Below are 19,243 nucleotides of genomic sequence, written 5' to 3' on the forward strand. Positions count from 1 at the left end.
AATAAAAAAGCTTTGATCTGTGAGACAAAGACTGTATGCGTGATATGTAAAGTATACCTTTTTTGTGTTATCCACAAAAGAGGTTTTTTCTATTTATAAAGAAGTGAATATCTGCATGCAGACATTTAGCTACTGTCTGCCTAACCAGAAGAAAAAAAGTGAAGTATATTTCTTATTGTTTTTGGAGGTGATTTAATGAAAATCGGATTTATAGGATCTGGTGTTGTTGGAATGACATTGGGCCAATACTTTAAAAATAATAAACTTAATGTGGTAGGATACTATAGTAGAAATATTAATTCAGCAATAGATGGTGCAAACAGAATAAATGGTACTGTTTTTACGCATATTGAGCAGATAATTAATGAAGTAGACATAATCTTTATTACTACAAATGATGACTCTATAGTGGAAGTTGCAAGTGATATTGCAGACATAAAAACAATTAGAAAAAATCATATTTTTATTCATACCAGTGGCGTTCATTCCACTGAGGCATTTCAAGTACTAAAACAATTTGGGTGTGGACTCTACTCAATGCATCCATTACAAGCTTTTGCTGATTCTAAAGAAGCTATAAAACACATTAGCAATACTCATTTTACTATAGAAGGTAATGGAATTAATATGGCAAATATAATAGATTTACTGGAAGTAATAAAAAATCCATATAATATTATAGAAAAAGATAAAAATGAAATATATCATGCAGGTGCTTGTGTAATATCTAATTACTTAGTGACCTTATTGAACATGGGATTTGATTTAATAGAAAGTGCTGGATATCCTAGAGAGGATATCTACTCAGCTTTTGCTCCATTAATACTTAGTACTCTTGATAATATAGAGAATAGAGATACTAAAAAATCTCTAACTGGTCCAATAAATAGAGGAGATATAAATACAATTGCAAAACATTTAAATGCTTTAGAATTTAATGTGAATCTTGAATTCTACAAATATATGGGTCTTAAAACATTAGATATGATAGAGATGGTAAATAGTTTAGACGAGAAAAAAAAAGAAATAAAGAATATGTTGATGGAGGGGTAATAGTATGTTTACAGTAAATTCATTTATGGAATCAAAAATAAAAGGTGAAAAAATAACAATGCTAACTGCTTATGATTATTCTATGGCAAAAATTGTGGATGGATCAAGTATAGATAGTATATTAGTTGGAGATTCATTAGGTATGGTTGTTCAAGGTTATGAATCCACATTAGAGGTAACTATGGAAGACATGATTTATCATTGTAGGGCTGTTAGAAGAGGGACTAAGAATGCTTTTGTCGTAGGGGATTTACCTTTTATGTCTTACCATATAAGTACAGAAGATGCTATTAGAAATGCTGGTAGACTGATTCAAGAGGGTAAAGTTCACGGTGTTAAATTAGAAGGTGGAGTAGAAATTGCGGATAAAGTTAAAGCAATTATTAATGCACAAATACCTGTTATGGGTCATATTGGTTTAACGCCTCAGTCAGTAAATATGTTTGGTGGTTTTAAAGTGCAGGGTAATGAAGTACAAAGAGCAAGAAAAGTAATTGCCGATGCTATAGCACTTGAGAAAGCAGGTGCATTTGCAATTGTACTTGAAGCAATACCAGGTAAACTAGCAAAACTTATATCAGAAAAAATTGCGATACCTACAATAGGTATTGGAGCAGGCAAACATTGTGATGGTCAAGTTTTAGTTTTGAATGATTTATTAGGAATGTACTCAGACTTTACACCAAAGTTTGCTAAGAGGTATGGTAACTTAAGTAGAGAGATAACTACTTTTATAGGTCAATATGTAAATGAAGTAAAACAAGGAAGTTTTCCTGAAGAAAAACATACTTTTGATATAAATGAAGATTTATTAAAAATACTGAGGGATGAATAGATGTTAGTAGAGAGTATAAAAAATCTGAGAGAAATTTTAATAAAACATAAATCAACTAGTGAGTCTAGAATTGGTTTTGTGCCTACTATGGGATATTTACATGAAGGTCATTTATCATTAATTAACAAGGCTAAAGTAGATAATACATTTGTAGTAGTAAGTGTATTTGTAAATCCCACTCAATTTTCACCAGGTGAAGATTATGAAAATTATCCTAGAAACATTGAAAATGACTATAAACTGGCTATGATTGCTGGAGCAGATGTGGTGTTTTACCCTAGTGTAGAGGAAATATACCCTGAAGGTGCATCTACTTTTGTAGAAGTAGAAGGAAGTATAGTTATGAAATTATGTGCTCATTCAAGACCATCTCATTTTAAAGGTGTAACTACAGTAGTAAATAAGCTGTTTAATATAGTGAAACCAGATAATGTTTATTTTGGACAAAAAGATGCTCAGCAATGTATGGTAATAAAGAAAATGGTCTCTGACTTGCATATTGATATAAATGTAGTAGTATGTCCAATAATTAGAGAGTTTGATGGACTCGCACTGAGCTCTAGGAATACATATTTAAATAAAAAAGAAAGAGAGCAATCTATATTACTTTATAAATCTCTTGTGCAAGCTAAACTTGTATTTGACAATGGAATAAATGATGTGAAAACTATAAAAGAAACTATTAGAAATATAATTCAAAAGAGTAATTTAGCACAGATAGAGTATATTGAAATTTTAGGGATAGAAAATTTTGAAACTATCAATGTCATAGATAGGAGAGCAATAGCTTTAGTCGCAGTGAAATTTGGGAGCACAAGACTAATTGATAATGTCATAATAGAAAAGGAGTAGAGAAATGTACTTGACAATGCTTAAATCAAAATTACATAGAGCAACTATAACAGAGGCAAATATTGATTATGTTGGGAGTATCACTATAGATAAAGAACTACTAGAAAGTGCTGATATACTACCAGGAGAAAAGGTTCAGGTCGTAAATATTAACAATGGACAGAGATTTGAGACATATACTATAGAAGGCGAAGCAGGAAGTGGTGTAATTTGCGTAAATGGTGCTGCGGCAAGATTAGTACAACCAAAAGATATGGTTATTATAATTAGTTATATAATGATTAGTAGAGAAGATGCAAAGATTTATGAACCTAAGATCCTTCAAATAGGAGAAGGAAACAAAATAATTTCTGTAAAATCAAAAGAAATTCATGGACAAATGGAATAAGAAGTAAGGAGTAAGGTATGAAAAATATTATAATTACGGCTGGCGGGACGATTGAAAATATAGATGAAGTTAGAAAGCTTACTAATACCAGTACTGGTAAGCTTGGGAGTATTATATGCAATGAAATAGTCAGATATAAAGATATAGATGAAGACTTGCAAATTCACTATATATTATCTACAAATGCGGAGATTCCACTAGTTGTACCGGATAAAATCAAATATTATAAAGTCACAGATACGGATAGTGTAATTAAAATAGTAGACTATCTTTTTCAAAAGTATAAAATAGATTGTTTTATTCACTCTATGGCAGTTTCAGATTTTACTGCTTCTTACTCTATACAAGTGGAACAATTAGTTAATGAATTAGTTAATGAGATAAGAAATACTACGGATAGAGATTTTAGAAAAAAAGTGACGAGTATACTACAGATGCCTATGAATACCATAGACAAAAATCATAAAATCTCTTCAAAAAATGATATCATTATAAACTTAAAGAGAACTCCAAAAATAATATCTACAATTAAAAAATACGATAAAGAGGTTTTTTTAGTAGGATTTAAGCTGTTAAGCCATGTTTCTAAAGAACAATTGATTAGTGCAGCGGCAAAGTTAGAGGAAGAGAATCAATGTAATATTGTTGTAGCAAATGATATTAGAGATATCAGTGAGAAAAATCATATAGCTCACTTAATTAAAGGTGGAATATCACGAAATATCTTCAATACAAAGGAAGAAATAGCTAAAGGGTTAATAGCTGAAATATTTAGGAGGTGAGAGTATATGAAGAAAAATATCACAATTGGAGTAACTGGAGGTATAGCATGTTACAAGGCAGTAGAAGTAGTTAATGAACTAGTAAAACGAGGCTATGAAGTAAATGTAATGATGACAAATAATGCTACTGAATTTATCACACCTCTTACATTTCAAACCCTGTCTAAAAATAAAGTAATAACTGAAATGTTTGATAAAGTGGACAAATGGGATACAGAGCATATATCCATTGCTAAAAAAACAAATTTGTTTGCTATAGTACCAGCTACTGCTAATTTTATAGGGAAACTAGCTAATGGAATAGCAGATGATATGCTTCTTACTACATTAATGGCAACAAAAGCCCAGGTGGTAATAGCTCCAGCTATGAATACAGCTATGTGGGAAAATCCAATTCTACAAGATAATATAAGAAAATTAGAAATGTACGGATATAATATTTTAGAAACTGGAACAGGGAAGTTAGCATGTGGTGATGTAGGAAGTGGAAAACTCTTAGAATGGCAAAAAATCGTAGAAAATATAGTCGAACGGCTTAAGTAAGTAGATTCTTAATAATTACTTGTTCCTCGTACTATATGAATTCACCTATGAAATGAAATCATAGGTTTTTTTATATAAAAGAAAACAATGGGTATACTAGGATAAGAAATTATTTTTTTATTTAAAGGAGGTTATACTGTTGACAATTTTAAAATGGATTGGTGCTGTTGTTGTGTTTTTCTGGCTCCTTGGGCTGGTTTTCAGAATTGGAGGAGGTTTGATAAATCTACTGCTTATTGTAGCTGCTATAGTGTTTATAGTTGATTGGATCAGTGGAAAAAACAAAAGTAAAGGTACTGATTAAAAATTTATCCCGCATTAACAGGTACTAAGATTCCCATTCAAGATTTCAAGATAAAAAAAGATAAGTGGGGGATAAAGTGCCTGTAAAAGCCCGATTTGTTCAACTAATATTCAGTAGGGGATGAAGATAACCCCTACTGAATAAAGTTTCACTTTATAGTTAATACTTTTGATCAAACTAGTATAAACCATTAATGGTTTATACTAGTTTGATTTGTACGTGATGACACGTAGTATATTGTGGTTATATTTCCATATAATATACTTTAAAACCTCCTCTTTATATAATAAAGAATATCATTATTCTTAAAGGACCAGAACATAATTCAAATGACTTGACTTTAGTACCGCCTTTGGGTATATTAATTATATTAAGCAGATATGGTAACTAGGTTTATGTGGAGGTGTAAATGTGAAAATATCTACAAAAGGTCGATACGGACTAAGGGCAGTTATAGATTTAGTTTTGCATTCAAATGGAGAACATGTATCTTTAATAAATATTGCTGAAAGGCAAGATATATCAAAAAATTATTTAGAACAAGTTTTCTCTACTTTAAGAAAAGCTGGTATAGTTAAAAGTGTTAAGGGTGCACAAGGTGGTTATGTTTTAGCAAAAAAAGCTTCATCAATATTTGTAGGTGACATATTAAGAGCATTAGAAGGTAACTTATCTGTAGTAGGTGAAGGAACACAAATTGAGACAAACAGAATAGAAAAATGTATTAAGAAAAATATTTGGGATAAGATTGATCAACAAATAAATATTGTTATAGATAATATGTCTCTTGAAGATCTAATTAACGAGTATAAGAAAGACAAGGAGTCATTAATGTATTTTATATAAGTTTGACGAATTTTTTTATTCGAATGTAGTATATTAAATAATTTTGTTATATTATGTACTATACAAAAAACTAGCATATTCGCATATATATTCGCATATAATGATAACAGTTGATTTAAAAGGTGTGATAAAGATGAAAAAATTACTAACACTTGCTTTTATCTTATTCTTGTTTTCATTTATGTTTGGATGTACGACAATATCTTATAAAACGCAAAGTCATCAGGATGGTGACATAGCAGAAATTAAAGAAGCAAACAGAGCAGTAAGTGTTCAAGAGAATACTATAGATAATTATATAAATTTGATAGACAAACCTAGCTCATTATTAATATCAAAATATGGGAATCCAAAGTTTGAGAGTACATTATACGGTGGAGATATTTTATATTATGAAGATATTTCTATAGCCTTTGGCATTGATGGAGACGAGGTTTCCTCCGTATTGATATATGATGGAGAACTTACTGATGGAATAAAAATAAATGCTACTGTAAATGAAGTGATTAAGAATTTGGATTTATCTGAAGAAAATATAATGGTTTCCAATGAATTTCCTGAGTATATTCTGTACCAATATCGTGGATACCAATGTTATCTTATTTTTTACGAACAAATATTACAAGAAATACTCGTAGTTGGATAATTTAGCCTAAATCAAATCTTTTCAGTTTTTAGTCTGTAAGTATTGTGGTATTTTGGGATTACATATATATTGATATAAAATGCTTTTAGGTCTAGGCCTAAAAGCATTTTATACTTAGAAGTAAAATTTACGGTAAATAGTTATTCTAAATTATTATTTTTATCTCCATCAGGGTTTGATCGTATAAATAGTTGTCCATCTCTATGGACAACGTGATATCCAGGATAATTTTCGATATTATTTGCTATCTGGTCTACAGTGAGAACTTTGCCAGTTTCAATATCTTTGAATCTTTTATTTCTACCTCCATCGCCTTCTTCTATAACTTGCAATTTTTTACTTTCACCCATAGTTTCACCCTCCCTACATTATTATCACTTATTATTAGCAATTACATAATCAGATATACAAATTTAAATATACTTTCTGATATTAAACTTTAGAGAAGACAACGAGAGCAAAAGCATATAAAACATATTGACAAAGTAAGTTATAATAAATATACTAAACATATATAAATACACAAGTAAAAAGTGGAAATATAATAGTATAAATAATCAAATGCTGATGAATAAGGAGTAGAAAATGGAAGAGATAATTGAGAGAAAAATAGTTGAGCAAAAGGAAATTTTCAATAGTGATATTAGAGCATTTCAAAAGATAGGTAATAAATTTGTTGAAGGAATTATTGCTAGTGGAGAGTTTAAAGCGGCATCCGGTGGCATGGGGGTATACGCACAACGTGGAGGAAAAGAATTTATGATACGTTTGAGGATTTTATGTGGAATCTTAGATTTCAAGACTTTGAAATTAATTAAAGATATGGCAAATGATCATTCCCTTAAATCTATACATTTAACTACTCGTCAAGCCATCCAATTACATGATCTACAATTTGATGAGATTATTTCGATTATGGACAAAAGTTTAGAAAATGATTTGTACACTCGTGGAGGGGGAGGCAATTTCCCTCGTAATGTAGCATTATCACCACTTTCTGGAGTAGAAAAAGATGAAGCCTTTGATGTATCACCATATGCATTATTAGTAAATAAATATTTTATCTCAAGAATGAATACTTATAAGCTGCCTAGGAAATTTAAAGTTGCTTTTTCAAACAATTCAAATGATACGGCAAATGCATCTATTGCTGATCTAGGTTTTATTGCTGTGAAAAATGGCCATAAGGAAATGTTTAAACTATATATCGGAGGAAGTTTAGGAGCAAATAGTGGAATTAGTGTGCAATATGATGATTTAATTGAGCCAACAGATGTTTTGCTTCATGTAGAAGCTATATTATCTTTATTTGTAGATGAAGGAGACTTTGAAAACAAAGGAAAAGCAAGAATGCGTTTTATAATAAAACGTCTGGGAGAAGAAGGATTTCTCAACTGTTATAAAAAGCACCTTGCAAAAGTTAAAGAAACACAAAATCACCAGTTTGAATTGAAAAATGATGAGAAAAAAGATAGTAAAGAAAAAGATAAGGAAATAATAGAACAGGAAAATGTAATCCCTCAAAAACAAGATGGCTTATATACTGTTGTTCTACATCCAAAAGGTGGATTATTAAAAACAGAAGACCTTAATCGTATAGTTGATTTCTTAGAAAATATTTCTCAGGTGCAAATTAGGCTATCTATGGAAGAAAGTATGTACATACGTAATTTAACTGCAATAGAAGCAGAAGAACTATTAGAAATTACAGTAGGACTAAGAAAGACCACAAGACTTAGTAGAAGTATATGTTGTATAGGAATACCAACATGTCAAATAGGAATTCAAGATAGTCAATCACTTCTAACGAGTATTCTTAATAGTTTCCAAGAGCTAGGATTAGTAAAAGATGTTTTGCCTGCACTTCATATTTCCGGATGTCTCAATTCATGTTCAAGACATCCAGTCAGTGAAATTGGATTTCATGGAAAGAAAAAACGTGTGAAAGGGCAAGTAGAAGATGTCTATACTCTTCATATAGGAGGAAAAATAGGTCAATATGATACCTGTATAGCAAAAGAGTATGGAGATTTATTAGCCACAGAAATACCAAAATTCTTAGTCGATTTAGCGATTAACTTGGAATGGAGTAATAAAAAGTTTATAGACTATATAAGTACAGAAAAACATGAGTTTGAAACTATGCTCGAAAAGTATATCGTATAAGTACATAACTATCTGATTTCATGTATTGTATTATTTCTTCGTCTTTAAAATTACGGAAGTTATAAACACTACTGCTATATATTGTCACTATATTCTACGAGCTTCCCTTGTTATAATAGAGTATAGACTTAAGAACCTTAGGAGGTAATTTATGAAGCGACAATATATAATAATTTTCATAGTAGTGATGACTTTAATTACCTTAGGAATAGGGTATATTTATACACAACCCAAAATAGAAGAATTAGATTACAATACATTTGTTTCTTATTTAGAGGCAGAGCAAGTGAAAGAAATAAATATTAAAAACGATGAAATACTACAAGTAACTATGAATGATGATAAGGTATATCGTGTAGATAATCCACAGAAAGAATCAATGAAAGAGTATTTTTTGCTAAATGGAGTTGCTATTACAAATAATAGATTGATACAAGAAGCTATTTTACCCATTGGTAGCGTTGCTTTGATTGGGATTATCTTTTTTATTTACAGGAAAAAAGGTTTTAGTAAAGATAAACTTCAACTTGTAAATGCAAATGGACAAAAAAATGATGAATCATCAGTACATTCTTTTAATAATGTGGCTGGAAATGAAGAAGCAAAAGATTTAGTAAAAGATATTATTGACTTTATCAAGGATCCTGATAAATACTCTAAGCTTGGAGCTAAGATGCCAAAGGGAATATTATTATATGGACCACCAGGAACAGGTAAGACTCTTATGGCAAAAGCAATTGCTGGAGAGTCAGGAGTGCCATTTTATGCAGTATCTGGTTCGGACTTTGTACAAATGTATGTAGGTGTTGGTGCTAGTAGAATTCGTCAGTTATTTAAAAAAGCAAAACAATCTACAAAAGCGGTTATATTTATAGATGAGATTGATGCCATAGGAAAAAAACGTGCCAATGGTCCTAACTCAAATAGTGATGAAAAGGATCAGACATTGAATGCACTATTAACAGAAATGTCAGGATTTAATAATAATAGTGGAGTAGTAGTAATAGCTGCTACAAATAGATTAGACACACTAGATGATGCTCTTATAAGGCCAGGTAGATTTGATCGTTTAATAGAAATAGGTCTTCCAGATATAAATGCACGACGAAGAATTTTAGATTTACATATAAAAGATAAGCCAATACATAGTGCAGTTAATATGGATAAAGTTGCAAAAGAAACGGTTTATTTTAGTGGCGCAATGCTTGAGAGTTTAGCTAATGAGGCTGCCATTATAGCAGCAAATTCAAATAGCACTGAAATTATTCAAGACAATTTTGAAGTAGCTTTTTACAATGTAATTGCAGGCTCAGCTAAAAAGGATAGGAGTACTATTTGTAAAGATGATTGCAGGATTACTGCTTATCATGAAAGTGGTCATGCTCTAGCAACCAAGTTATTACTTCCTGAAAATACAGTAAGCAAAGTGACTATTATACCAAGCACAAAAGGATTTGGTGGTTTTAGTATGAGTATTCCAAAGGATAGATTATATAAGAGCAAACAAGATATCCTTAGCGACATCAAAGTGATGTTAGCAGGAAGAGTAGCAGAAGAGTTGATTTTTGGAGCAGATAATATTACGACAGGTGCGTCTAATGATATTGAAAAAGCTTCTCGATTAATAAAAGAATATGTTATTAAGTTTGGTATGGATTATGACTTTGGATTGTTTAATCACGACGCTGCAAATATGAATGCAGACTCAGCAGTTATGGAAAAATGTAGAGAGCAGATGAAAAAATTATACGAAGAAACTAAAAAAGTCATTGAAAATAATATTGATTTATTAAATCAGATAGCACAAGAATTAATATTAAAAGAAACATTGAATGAATCAGATATAGATATACTATTTAGCAACAAAAAAAGTGCATAAGTTCAATCATATAATAAAGTAAGGAGATAGATGCTCGGCATCTATCTCTTTCTAATTATCACGAAGTAATGAGCCAAGTGGCTCCTTGCAGACATTTAGCGACTACCGCGTAACCGAGAGAAACTCGCAAAGCGTGTTTCTTGTGGTTCTGTACATTTAAAATAATATTATATAGTCGTGAGTTGACTATGATATTATATAATTGACGTTAATACATAACTGCAGAAGAAATGGTAGTATTATTATGCTGTTAAATGCTTAATATAGACAACTATTAAATAAATCCAAACTTTTGAGAAATAGATATGAATTGAAAAGAAAATTCATATGATAGAATCTCTCAAGTTACTGATCTTTCGTATTCGCTAAAGATAGAAGATACTAATTTGAAGATCTATAGATATATTTTGCACAAAAACAAGAAGAAGGAATGTAAAATGGAATTTATACAAGCAAAAACAATTATTTCAGGGTATGCACCTAACAATCCCTGGTTTGGAATCAACTATAATATGAACATTTACAAGGGCTGTAATCACGGCTGCATTTATTGCGATAGCCGCAGTGAATGTTATCATATAGAAAATTTTGATCAGGTGAGGGCAAAAGAAAATGCACTTGCCTTAATTGCACGAGATCTTAAATCAAAACGAAAAACTGGTGTCATAGGCACAGGTGCAATGAGTGATCCCTATAATCCCTTTGAAAAAGAGTATAAGTTAACTAGAGGTGCATTGGAACTAATTGATCGCTATGGGTTTGGCGTTTCTATTGCCACTAAGAGTGATTTAATTACAAGAGATCTTGATTTACTAAAGAAAATAGCACGACATTCACCAGTCCTAATCAAAATGACAATTACTACAGCCGACGATAAACTGTGTAAAAAGATCGAACCCAATGTGGTTCCAGCCTCAAAACGATTTGCTGCAATAAATAAACTAGCAGAACAGGGCATTTTTGCAGGTGTTTTGTTAATGCCAGTACTTCCATTTATAGAAGATAATGATGAAAATATAAGCAATATCATTAAACTTTCACATGAAAGCGGTGCAAAATTCATCTACCCAGGTTTTGGGGTAACCCTTCGTCAAAATCAAAGAGAATGGTATTATAGTAAATTGGAAAAACTATTTCCAAATATGAAAGCCAAGTATATTAAAGAATATAGAAACGCCTACGAATGTCCTTCGCCAAATGCTAAAGAGTTGTGGAATCTATTTACAAGTGAATGCAGGAGTTATGGTATTACTTATAAAATGGAAGATATTATAAAAAACTATAAGCAAGGTTACGGAGGGGTACAGTTATCATTTTTTAGTTAATGAAAATACCAAGCAATAGGGACGGTTGAACCGCCCCTATTGCTTCTGTATTTTTAGTGCACATTTTTGGAAATTGAAAATAATCAACCGATGAATTGTGTTAATTCTTTGTTAAATTTATCTTTCTGCTCATAGAATAAACCATGACCACTATATTCAAAAGGGATGAGTGTAGCATTTTTTATACCATTTTTTTGTGCAATGGCTAATGGGAATAAGCAAACTTTGTCATGAATACCATGAAGAATTAGTGTAGGAACTGTTATTTTTTTTAGATTAGAAAATAAAGTATCATCTTTTAATGTCACTAGACATGCTGCCGTTGACCAACTTGCTGCTTGCATTCCCAAGGACAAGAACCAATCTGCAAGTCCAGGAGTTACAAATTGGAAGAAAAACATGTCATTAAATGTCTGGAGCATTTTGGGGCGATTTGAATATGTTTGTTGTATGTTGAAATTGCAAAAGAGGCTAGTGTTTCTACCGGAATTGTCTACCGCTATTTTGAAGATAAGAAAGATATTTTCATCGCTTCTCTAGACCTTTATTCATCAACTTTTTATGATACTCTATTTGTTGAACTGAGAACTTTAACGGTACCTATTAATATTAGTGTTTTTTTAGAAAAAATTATTGATACTTTTGTAGAGAGACATAATGTATCTAAGTTTGCCCATGAAGAAATGCTTGCAATGTCCCACTCTGACCCAGATGTGGCAAAGTATTTCTATGAATCAGAAGAGAATGTTACAGAACGAATTTGTGATTTGCTTCCAGCATTAGGGCTAGATATTATTAATGCTCATGAAAAAATTCATATTATTACCAATATAATTGAAAATTACTGTCATGAAGTTGTGTATCATAAGCATCCTTATATGAATTACGCCATAATGAAAACTATAGTCATTGAGGCTATTGAAAAAATATTATATTGTTACTAAAACACTAGGGTCAGGAATTTTTGTATCGATTACAGATTTAACTGAAGAACGGCATAGAGGTTTTCGCTTGGCTCGATGTTTCACTAGAACTAATATTTAGTAGGGGATGAAGAAAACCCCTACTGAATAAAGTTTTGCTTTATTTTGACCTGTTATTTACTTAGATTGTTGGTATAGAGACGCCTTCCTATGAATGTTCTTCGACAAAACAGCTTTTTAAAGCTACCCAATTTAGTTTCTTATAATTTGTTTTTATATAGCTCTAAATCATGAAAAAATCCCACAATGTATACTGTTCTACTATCATCATCAATACGAAATATAATTACATAATCATAATGTGGAACTACTACCTTTCGATATTCTCTGGATTTCAAAAAAATATCTTCCGAGTATGCATACATCTCTGGGCTACATTCCAAATTATCAAATATGTGTTCTATCTCATTCATCAAATTACTTGCGGCCTGCGGATTTTTCAACTGATTTACAATATAATTCAAAATATGATCCAACAGTTCCTCTGCTCTTTCCGTAATGGTAAGTTTATATTTCATATTTTTCTCTTAACTTACCAAGAGATTGTTTTGAATCTTTCGTTTTTCCTGATTCAATCTGTCGCTCAGAAAGTTCTAGTTCACGATACATGTTTAATCTCTTCATTGTAGTTTCGTACACTTCTACACTCATAATAACCATATCTCCATAACCATTCTTAGTAATATAGATTGGTTCTTCTGCAACATGGCACAGCTCCGAGATTTCTGCTGTATTTTTTAAATCTTTAATTGGAATAATGTGTGGCATAATATGGACCTCCTTAAATTATGGCTTAATTATACCATTACTATACCATTATTATATCATGCTTGCAATCTGTTATTTCTGATATGCAAAAGCAAATTCTAGCATACCTTTTTCAAGAAATTAATCTTCACTAACTTTTATTTCCACAGCAATCGCACGAAATGTTATTTAAACCAAGTTTTTCAGTGTTGCTTCAGCTCTGACTAGTAAATTAATATACATTCTTTTCCGAGATAATAATTACCAACTACTGAATAAAGTTTCGCTTTATTATCTTATTTTTTTATTCATTAAGATATAAGTAATCAATAGCCAAAATAAATGAACAAGAAAACCTGTACTTATATTTAGAATGGAAGGTTGATCTATTATCATCCAAATCCAGTAAAATGGGAGCAAACTTGAAGTGCCAATAATTATAGGATGTTTTACTAATTGAGCTAGAGATGTGATATACAATAGACCTAGTCCTTTCGCGTAAGTCAATCCTTTTACTTTATCTTCTGAAAGGATAAATAGTAGCATACCAATAGAGATACTTTCTATAGGTAGAAATAATAAGAGTGACAGTAAAATAAGTGTGTTTAGATGAATTATATCTAGGAAAAAATTTCCTAGTAGGGCGTAAAGGATAGAAAATATAAATGGGAGCAACATCCGATTAAATAAATAACCTTTATAGCCAATAGGTGTCACGGATAATAATTCATATATTTTAGCATCTCTATCGTCTATCATGAGAAAAGCTGTAACAGTTCCGAGCATTCCTGGGATCATAATAAATGATAGAGCTAAAATGTAACTTTTATAATTTAAAATATCAATATTCCAATTGTCGTAAATTAGAGGCGTAGCAACATTTAATATGACTTTTACTATAAAAAAATATAAAAGAGGCATAGCAAATAGTAAAATCATGATAGGGTCACGAGATAGAATCTTTAGATCCACGAGTATAATTTTTATATTTTTCATTTTACTTTCCTCCATATAAAATTTTGAATATATATTTTTTTATGTAGGAAAAACATAAAATTATAAAAATTATTAAGCTAGTGCTATAAATTAGAAATTCCCATAAGTAGATACCTTGAAAAACACCAAGTATAAGATAGATGCTAGCTACACTGGGAATTAGCTTTATAATCAAAAGATCATTAACAACAAAGAGCAACATACAAGGAACAATAAGAAGAATAATTGAGGGAATTATTTTAACAAAGTATTGATTTATTGTTTCGCATTGTAGTGCAACAATAAATCCTAGTAAGGTAAAAAAAGAAGAGATTATAATGATAATTAAGGTCAATACAAAAGGATTAAACGATAGACCGCTACTATAGGCTATAATTAAACTGGAAAAAAGGGCAATTAAAGTTAGAGAAGTCATTTTTGCTAAGAGATACTCAAAGATGTGAAGTGGTGAAACCAATAGATAATCTAAAATACCTTGGGTTTTTTCTAACATCAATATTCCTCCTATGAAAAAAAAACCAAGTAAAGATGGGTCGCTTACTATGATCAAAGGTGCAATAATGTCAGAAAACTCTTTGGGAATATAAGTAAGGATTAAGACATAGAAAAGGGTTAAAACTGAATAGATTGCATAAAATCCATGTTTAAACTGAAAAATTATATCAGATTTCAATGCATTAAGAAATCTCATGAAAGTTCCCTCCCTGTAATCTGAATAAAGATATCCTCTAGAGTTGCCTCTTGACTATGTATGGTTTTTATTTCTTTATTTTGTAAAATGTCGAGAAACTCTTTACTATGTTTAATCTCTTGAAAATCAAATTCCCTAGAGGTGATTTGTTGCCTTTCCATAAATTCAACTATGACTTTATGACTACCATAGGTTAACTTCAAATTCTTAGGAGAATCAATGAGAGGAATTGAGCCATCTACAATAAATGCAATAGTATCACATAAGACGTCAGCAACTTCCATGTTGTGTGTAGTTAAAAATATGGTCTTTCCTTGATGTTTTAATTCTACAATCATATCTTTAATAATTTTTGCGTTGACTGGATCAAGACCTGCAGTAGGTTCATCGAGAAAGATAAGAGTAGGATTATGTAGTATGGCACGTATAAAATTAAGCCTCATTTTCATACCTCTAGAATAACTTTCAACCTTTTTATCTTTAGCTTCATATAACTGCACTCTTTTTAATAATTTAAGAATATCTCGAGGTTTTGTTTGATAATAAGAAGCCATTAGCTCTAGATTTTCTATAGCTGTTAGTTTGATATAAAGATTAGGAGAGTCAAAAGCAACGCCAATACGTTCGAATATTTCATTATTCCATTCAGATCTCTCGCGTCCCATGATTTGAATGCTTCCTTCATAGCCTCTTAATAATCCGATGATTGCTCGCTGAGTGGTCGTTTTTCCTGCACCACTAGGACCCAAAAAACCAAAGATTTCTCCCTTATCTACTGAGAAATCAATTCCTTTTATTACTTTTGGTTGTTTTTTATTATAGGAAAAAGATAAATTGTTAACAGTAATCATAGTTTTCATCTCCTGATATAAGCTAATATATAATTATTTGTGCAAATTCCCATAGCCAATCATTTAAAAAAGATATAGAAGTTAAAAAGTAAGTACTTTTTAGATTATATTACTGGGAATTTAATCAGTCAATACTATTATTTAAGTGGTGATTCCAGTGTAACGACTACTAATTCAGGAGTATTAAATACTCTAAAGGGAAACGAGCTATTTCCTAAGCCTCTGCTTACAATCATAGAGGTTTTGAATTTTTGATAGATTCCACTTGTGTATTTAGGCAAAAATCCTTGATTGGGTGAAAGCAACCCCCCTACAAAAGGCAACCGAACTTGACCTCCGTGGGCATGCCCTGTGAATACCAAATCAAAATTATGCTTCACATATACATTAAATTTTTCTGGCCGATGAGACAGAAGTATAGAGAAGTTCTTTTTTGTTGTCTTAAGACAATCCAATATCATATCGAATTGTGTAGTGTTTTCCGAGACAAAAGAGGGATCTTGTATTCCTGCTATAAAAATGTTTTGATCTTCTTTGTAGATAGGAATACTTATATTATCTAAAACATTGACGCCTAGACTATGGAGTTTATTGACCAAAATTTCATAATGCTCAAAGCGGCTTTCGTGATTGCCAGGCACGTAATATATGGGAGCGATTTTTATAGCCTCTCTTATATAAGTCATAGAAATATCCATATTAGGTCTGTTACTATCGATGAAATCTCCTGTAATGACAATTATATCTGGTTTAATGGACTTCGTTTTATCTATCAGTTTAGATTGATTATGACCAAATTCTTTATTATGCAAATCAGACACATGAAGAACAGTATACCCATCGAAGAGAGATGGTAATTTATCGTTGGTATATTTGATATTTGTCCTAGTAATATGATTATTCTCAAAGTGCAACCATAAAAACCCTAATAGCGCACCACCAATAACGCAACATTTTTTTTTCATCCATAAATCTCCTGTTTTTCCCTTTGTTTGGGTATAATTATGTCATATTTATAGAAAGTATACAACAAATAACGGTTCCTAATGTTTACCTTGGATTGAGTTTTGTTTTCATCTAGCTAGAAAATCTAATTTCTTCAATAGAATATTATGCAAGCAATTATTGCACTTTATAAAAAACAAAACTGAAAAGCGCGATATAAATGACTCTTAATACGATTCCCGTGAGAACAGCATTTAATGTACTTGACTATAATATGTCAATATGATAATGTGTATTTAAGTTATGAAAACTTGTGTATCTTATAATATTACCCATGAAGGGTTGTCGGTCTTCCGATAATTTTTCGTGGGTTTTTTATTTATCGCGAAGACAATGAGCCAAGCGGCTGCTTGCAGACGTATTTTCATAGGATTTAAAGTTTGGCCAGCTTGCTGAGTTTAACTTTAAATCTTATGAAAATAATACGTCGAAGACGTAGAACATTTATCGCGAAGACAATGAGCCAAGCGGCTACGTTGCAGACGTATTTTCATAGGATTTAAAGTTTGGCCAGCTTGCTGAGTCAAACTAGAAATCTTATGATAATAATACGTCGAAGACGTAGACATTTGGCGACTGTCCGCGTAACCACAAGAAACTCGCGAAGCGTGTTTCTTGTGGTTATTAATAGGAGGAGAAGAGATGAATCAGGAATTATGGGAAAAATGTGTTGCCTTTCATGGCCATGAGTGCCCAGGTCTTGCCATTGGATTTAAGGCGGCACTAGGGGCAATGGAGGAATTAAAACTAACTTTTTCACAAGATGAAGAAGTGGTTTGTATTACTGAAAACGATGCCTGTGGAGTAGATGCAGTTCAGGTGATCACAGGATGTACCATGGGAAAAGGTAATCTACTATACAAAGGAACTGGCAAAATGGCGTTTACTTTTTATGAGCGTAAAGGAAAGAAAAGTGTCCGGTTAATGCTCAATCAATTTCACAAAGATATGGATCGTGATCAGAGGCAAAAATCTTTACTGGAATCAAATTATCAAGATATATTTAAAGTGACTTATCCTCTAATTGATGATCCACAAGAGGCAAGAATTTTTCAAACAATTATTTGTGAAAAATGCCAAGAAGGTGCTCCAGAACATAAGATTAGGTTAACGGATGGACAAAAGTTATGTTTAAATTGCTATGAATCCTATACAAGAGGTTGGGAGTGAAGATTCCCGACTATCTACTATCTATTTCCTAAAAAAGTAGATACAACAATTACTACTATTTGCTGGAAAGTATAAAAAGTTAACAAGGGAGAATAGAATAATGAAAAAAATTACAATACTAATGTTGAGTTTGGTAATGATTGTGACTTTTACTGCTTGTGGTACTGCAACTACATCAACTGGTGAAACTCCAGAAACTAAAGTAGTAACAGATAGCCTAGGACGAGAAGTTGAGGTTCCTGCAAAAATAGAAAGTATTGGATCATTAGGAGTTATGCGATTATTAACGTATATGGAAGCAAGTGATTTGGTAAAAGGCGCCACAGATATGGATAATGTTAGTGAATTAACACGACCTTATACATACGTACACCCAGAATATAAAGATTTAGCTGTTATTGGACAAGGGGGAGCAGGTGGAATTGTTCCTTTTGATGAGGAAATTATTAAGTTAGAACCTGATGTAATTTTTGTTGTTTCTGATTACGATGGATGTGATGAATTGTCGTCTAAAATAGGGATACCTGTTGTAGCCATCGCAAATCCTGGATTGTTTGATAGTATTATGAATGATTCAATTGAAATTATTGGTGAAGTATTAGGTAAAGAAGATCGAGCTACAGAGATTAATACATTTATGGATGAGGCGCAAAAGGATTTAAAAGATCGCACAAAAGATATTGAAAGTAAACCAACGGTTTATAATGGAGGACTAAATTTCAGAGGAAAACATGGCTTTGACGGTACTAGCGCAGAATACGGACCGTTTATGTCAATTAATGCCAATAATGTAGTAGATCAAACTGGTCAAAGTGGTGCATTTACCGTAGATTTAGAACAGGTGTTGGAATGGAATCCTGATATTATTTTCTTAAACCCGGAGAATATGGATCTTGTAAATGAACAGTATAAAAAGAATCCAGGCTTTTTTAATTCCTTAGATGCAGTTAAAGAAGGTAGAGTGTACACCCAATTAGCTTATAATAATAACTACACCAATGTAGAGATTGCGTTGGCTGATGCTTATTACGCGGGAACGGTTATTTATCCAGAACAATTTAAAGATATTGATGCTGAAAAAAAAGCAGATGAGATTTTCAAATTTTTACTTGGAAAAGAAATATATTCAGATTTTGTATCAGCAGGACAAGGTTTTGGACAGCTGACTATTGGAAATTAAA

General features: G+C 31.5%; 22 protein-coding genes and 1 pseudogene. 15 read left to right on the plus strand and 8 right to left on the minus strand.

Translation table 11 applies throughout. The annotated features are described in order from the left end of the window. The first annotated feature begins 195 nt into the window (after positions 1-195). The 9 genes from GC105_RS08180 to GC105_RS08220 all read left to right on the plus strand — a co-directional run bounded on the left by GC105_RS08180 (position 196) and on the right by GC105_RS08220 (position 6,249). Complete coding sequence (locus tag GC105_RS08180) at positions 196-1,053, plus strand: Rossmann-like and DUF2520 domain-containing protein (protein WP_152803549.1); 858 nt, start codon at positions 196-198, stop codon at positions 1,051-1,053. A 4-nt stretch (positions 1,054-1,057) separates the two neighbouring features. After that, positions 1,058-1,888: a 3-methyl-2-oxobutanoate hydroxymethyltransferase gene (gene panB, locus GC105_RS08185; RefSeq protein ID WP_152803551.1), complete on the plus strand. Its 831-nt coding sequence runs from the start codon at positions 1,058-1,060 to the stop codon at positions 1,886-1,888. Next, positions 1,889-2,740, plus strand: a complete 852-nt coding sequence (panC, locus tag GC105_RS08190) for a pantoate--beta-alanine ligase (RefSeq protein WP_152803553.1) — start codon at positions 1,889-1,891, stop codon at positions 2,738-2,740. 4 nt (positions 2,741-2,744) lie between these two features. Further along, a complete protein-coding gene (panD, locus tag GC105_RS08195) occupies positions 2,745-3,128 on the plus strand; it encodes an aspartate 1-decarboxylase (RefSeq protein ID WP_152803555.1) in 384 nt (127 codons plus the stop codon). 17 nt (positions 3,129-3,145) lie between these two features. Next, the gene (locus GC105_RS08200) at positions 3,146-3,910 is read left to right on the plus strand and encodes a phosphopantothenoylcysteine decarboxylase domain-containing protein (protein WP_152803557.1); all 765 of its coding nucleotides are present in this window, start codon (positions 3,146-3,148) and stop codon (positions 3,908-3,910) included. 6 nt (positions 3,911-3,916) lie between these two features. Continuing rightward, entirely contained in the window at positions 3,917-4,453 is a 537-nt protein-coding gene (locus GC105_RS08205; RefSeq protein WP_152803559.1) for a flavoprotein, read from the plus strand. A gap of 139 nt (positions 4,454-4,592) precedes the next feature. Further along, positions 4,593-4,757, plus strand: coding sequence for a lmo0937 family membrane protein (locus GC105_RS08210; protein WP_152803561.1), 165 nt, complete (start codon positions 4,593-4,595; stop codon positions 4,755-4,757). 411 nt (positions 4,758-5,168) lie between these two features. After that, complete coding sequence (locus tag GC105_RS08215) at positions 5,169-5,603, plus strand: RrF2 family transcriptional regulator (protein WP_343029990.1); 435 nt, start codon at positions 5,169-5,171, stop codon at positions 5,601-5,603. Between the two features lie 133 nt (positions 5,604-5,736). Continuing rightward, complete coding sequence (locus tag GC105_RS08220) at positions 5,737-6,249, plus strand: hypothetical protein (RefSeq protein ID WP_152803564.1); 513 nt, start codon at positions 5,737-5,739, stop codon at positions 6,247-6,249. Between the two features lie 140 nt (positions 6,250-6,389). On the opposite strand, the gene GC105_RS08225 is transcribed toward GC105_RS08220, so the two are convergent. Next, positions 6,390-6,599 carry a DUF3892 domain-containing protein gene (locus GC105_RS08225; RefSeq protein ID WP_152803566.1) on the minus strand — a complete coding sequence of 70 codons (210 nt, stop codon included), beginning with the start codon at positions 6,597-6,599 and terminating at the stop codon, positions 6,390-6,392. A 235-nt stretch (positions 6,600-6,834) separates the two neighbouring features. Here GC105_RS08225 and GC105_RS08230 point away from each other — a divergent pair, with 235 nt between their 5' ends. From GC105_RS08230 to GC105_RS08240, 3 genes are all read left to right on the plus strand, one after another. Then, the gene (locus GC105_RS08230; protein ID WP_152803568.1) at positions 6,835-8,415 is read left to right on the plus strand and encodes a nitrite/sulfite reductase; all 1,581 of its coding nucleotides are present in this window, start codon (positions 6,835-6,837) and stop codon (positions 8,413-8,415) included. 151 nt (positions 8,416-8,566) lie between these two features. Further along, complete coding sequence (locus GC105_RS08235; protein WP_152803570.1) at positions 8,567-10,294, plus strand: ATP-dependent metallopeptidase FtsH/Yme1/Tma family protein; 1,728 nt, start codon at positions 8,567-8,569, stop codon at positions 10,292-10,294. 437 nt (positions 10,295-10,731) lie between these two features. Continuing rightward, on the plus strand, positions 10,732-11,619 hold the full coding sequence (locus GC105_RS08240) for an SPL family radical SAM protein (protein WP_152803572.1): 888 nt from the start codon (positions 10,732-10,734) through the stop codon (positions 11,617-11,619). 83 nt (positions 11,620-11,702) lie between these two features. On the opposite strand, the pseudogene GC105_RS08245 reads toward GC105_RS08240, so the two are convergent. Next, positions 11,703-12,071, minus strand: a pseudogene (locus GC105_RS08245) (alpha/beta fold hydrolase); the annotation flags it as partial. On the opposite strand from GC105_RS08245, the gene GC105_RS08250 reads away from it, so the two are divergent. Beyond that, complete coding sequence (locus GC105_RS08250; protein ID WP_193708333.1) at positions 12,066-12,563, plus strand: TetR/AcrR family transcriptional regulator; 498 nt, start codon at positions 12,066-12,068, stop codon at positions 12,561-12,563. The pseudogene GC105_RS08245 and the gene GC105_RS08250 sit on opposite strands and share 6 nt — an antisense overlap. A 239-nt stretch (positions 12,564-12,802) precedes the next feature. On the opposite strand, the gene GC105_RS08255 is transcribed toward GC105_RS08250, so the two are convergent. The 6 genes from GC105_RS08255 to GC105_RS08280 all read right to left on the minus strand — a co-directional run bounded on the left by GC105_RS08255 (position 12,803) and on the right by GC105_RS08280 (position 16,852). After that, positions 12,803-13,120 (minus strand): type II toxin-antitoxin system RelE/ParE family toxin, encoded by a 318-nt coding sequence (locus tag GC105_RS08255; protein WP_152803576.1) that lies wholly within the window; start codon positions 13,118-13,120, stop codon positions 12,803-12,805. Then, a complete protein-coding gene (locus tag GC105_RS08260) occupies positions 13,110-13,370 on the minus strand; it encodes a type II toxin-antitoxin system prevent-host-death family antitoxin (protein ID WP_152803578.1) in 261 nt (86 codons plus the stop codon). Before GC105_RS08260 ends, GC105_RS08255 begins: the two co-directional genes overlap by 11 nt. Before the next feature lie 270 nt (positions 13,371-13,640). Then, positions 13,641-14,345, minus strand: a complete 705-nt coding sequence (locus tag GC105_RS08265) for a hypothetical protein (protein WP_152803580.1) — start codon at positions 14,343-14,345, stop codon at positions 13,641-13,643. Between the two features lies 1 nt (position 14,346). Further along, a complete protein-coding gene (locus tag GC105_RS08270; RefSeq protein WP_425481522.1) occupies positions 14,347-15,036 on the minus strand; it encodes a fluoroquinolone export ABC transporter permease subunit in 690 nt (229 codons plus the stop codon). Beyond that, complete coding sequence (locus tag GC105_RS08275) at positions 15,033-15,887, minus strand: ABC transporter ATP-binding protein (RefSeq protein WP_152803584.1); 855 nt, start codon at positions 15,885-15,887, stop codon at positions 15,033-15,035. Before GC105_RS08275 ends, GC105_RS08270 begins: the two co-directional genes overlap by 4 nt. A gap of 137 nt (positions 15,888-16,024) precedes the next feature. Continuing rightward, complete coding sequence (locus GC105_RS08280) at positions 16,025-16,852, minus strand: metallophosphoesterase (RefSeq protein ID WP_152803586.1); 828 nt, start codon at positions 16,850-16,852, stop codon at positions 16,025-16,027. Between the two features lie 682 nt (positions 16,853-17,534). On the opposite strand from GC105_RS08280, the gene GC105_RS08285 reads away from it, so the two are divergent. Next, positions 17,535-18,062 carry an FmdE family protein gene (locus GC105_RS08285; RefSeq protein WP_152803588.1) on the plus strand — a complete coding sequence of 176 codons (528 nt, stop codon included), beginning with the start codon at positions 17,535-17,537 and terminating at the stop codon, positions 18,060-18,062. 100 nt (positions 18,063-18,162) lie between these two features. Then, the gene (locus tag GC105_RS08290; protein WP_152803590.1) at positions 18,163-19,242 is read left to right on the plus strand and encodes an iron ABC transporter substrate-binding protein; all 1,080 of its coding nucleotides are present in this window, start codon (positions 18,163-18,165) and stop codon (positions 19,240-19,242) included. Position 19,243: the final 1 nt, after the last annotated feature.

Origin of the sequence: Alkalibaculum sporogenes, assembly GCF_009362815.1 — a bacterium.
Classification (GTDB): domain Bacteria; phylum Bacillota; class Clostridia; order Eubacteriales; family Alkalibacteraceae; genus Alkalibaculum_A; species Alkalibaculum_A sporogenes.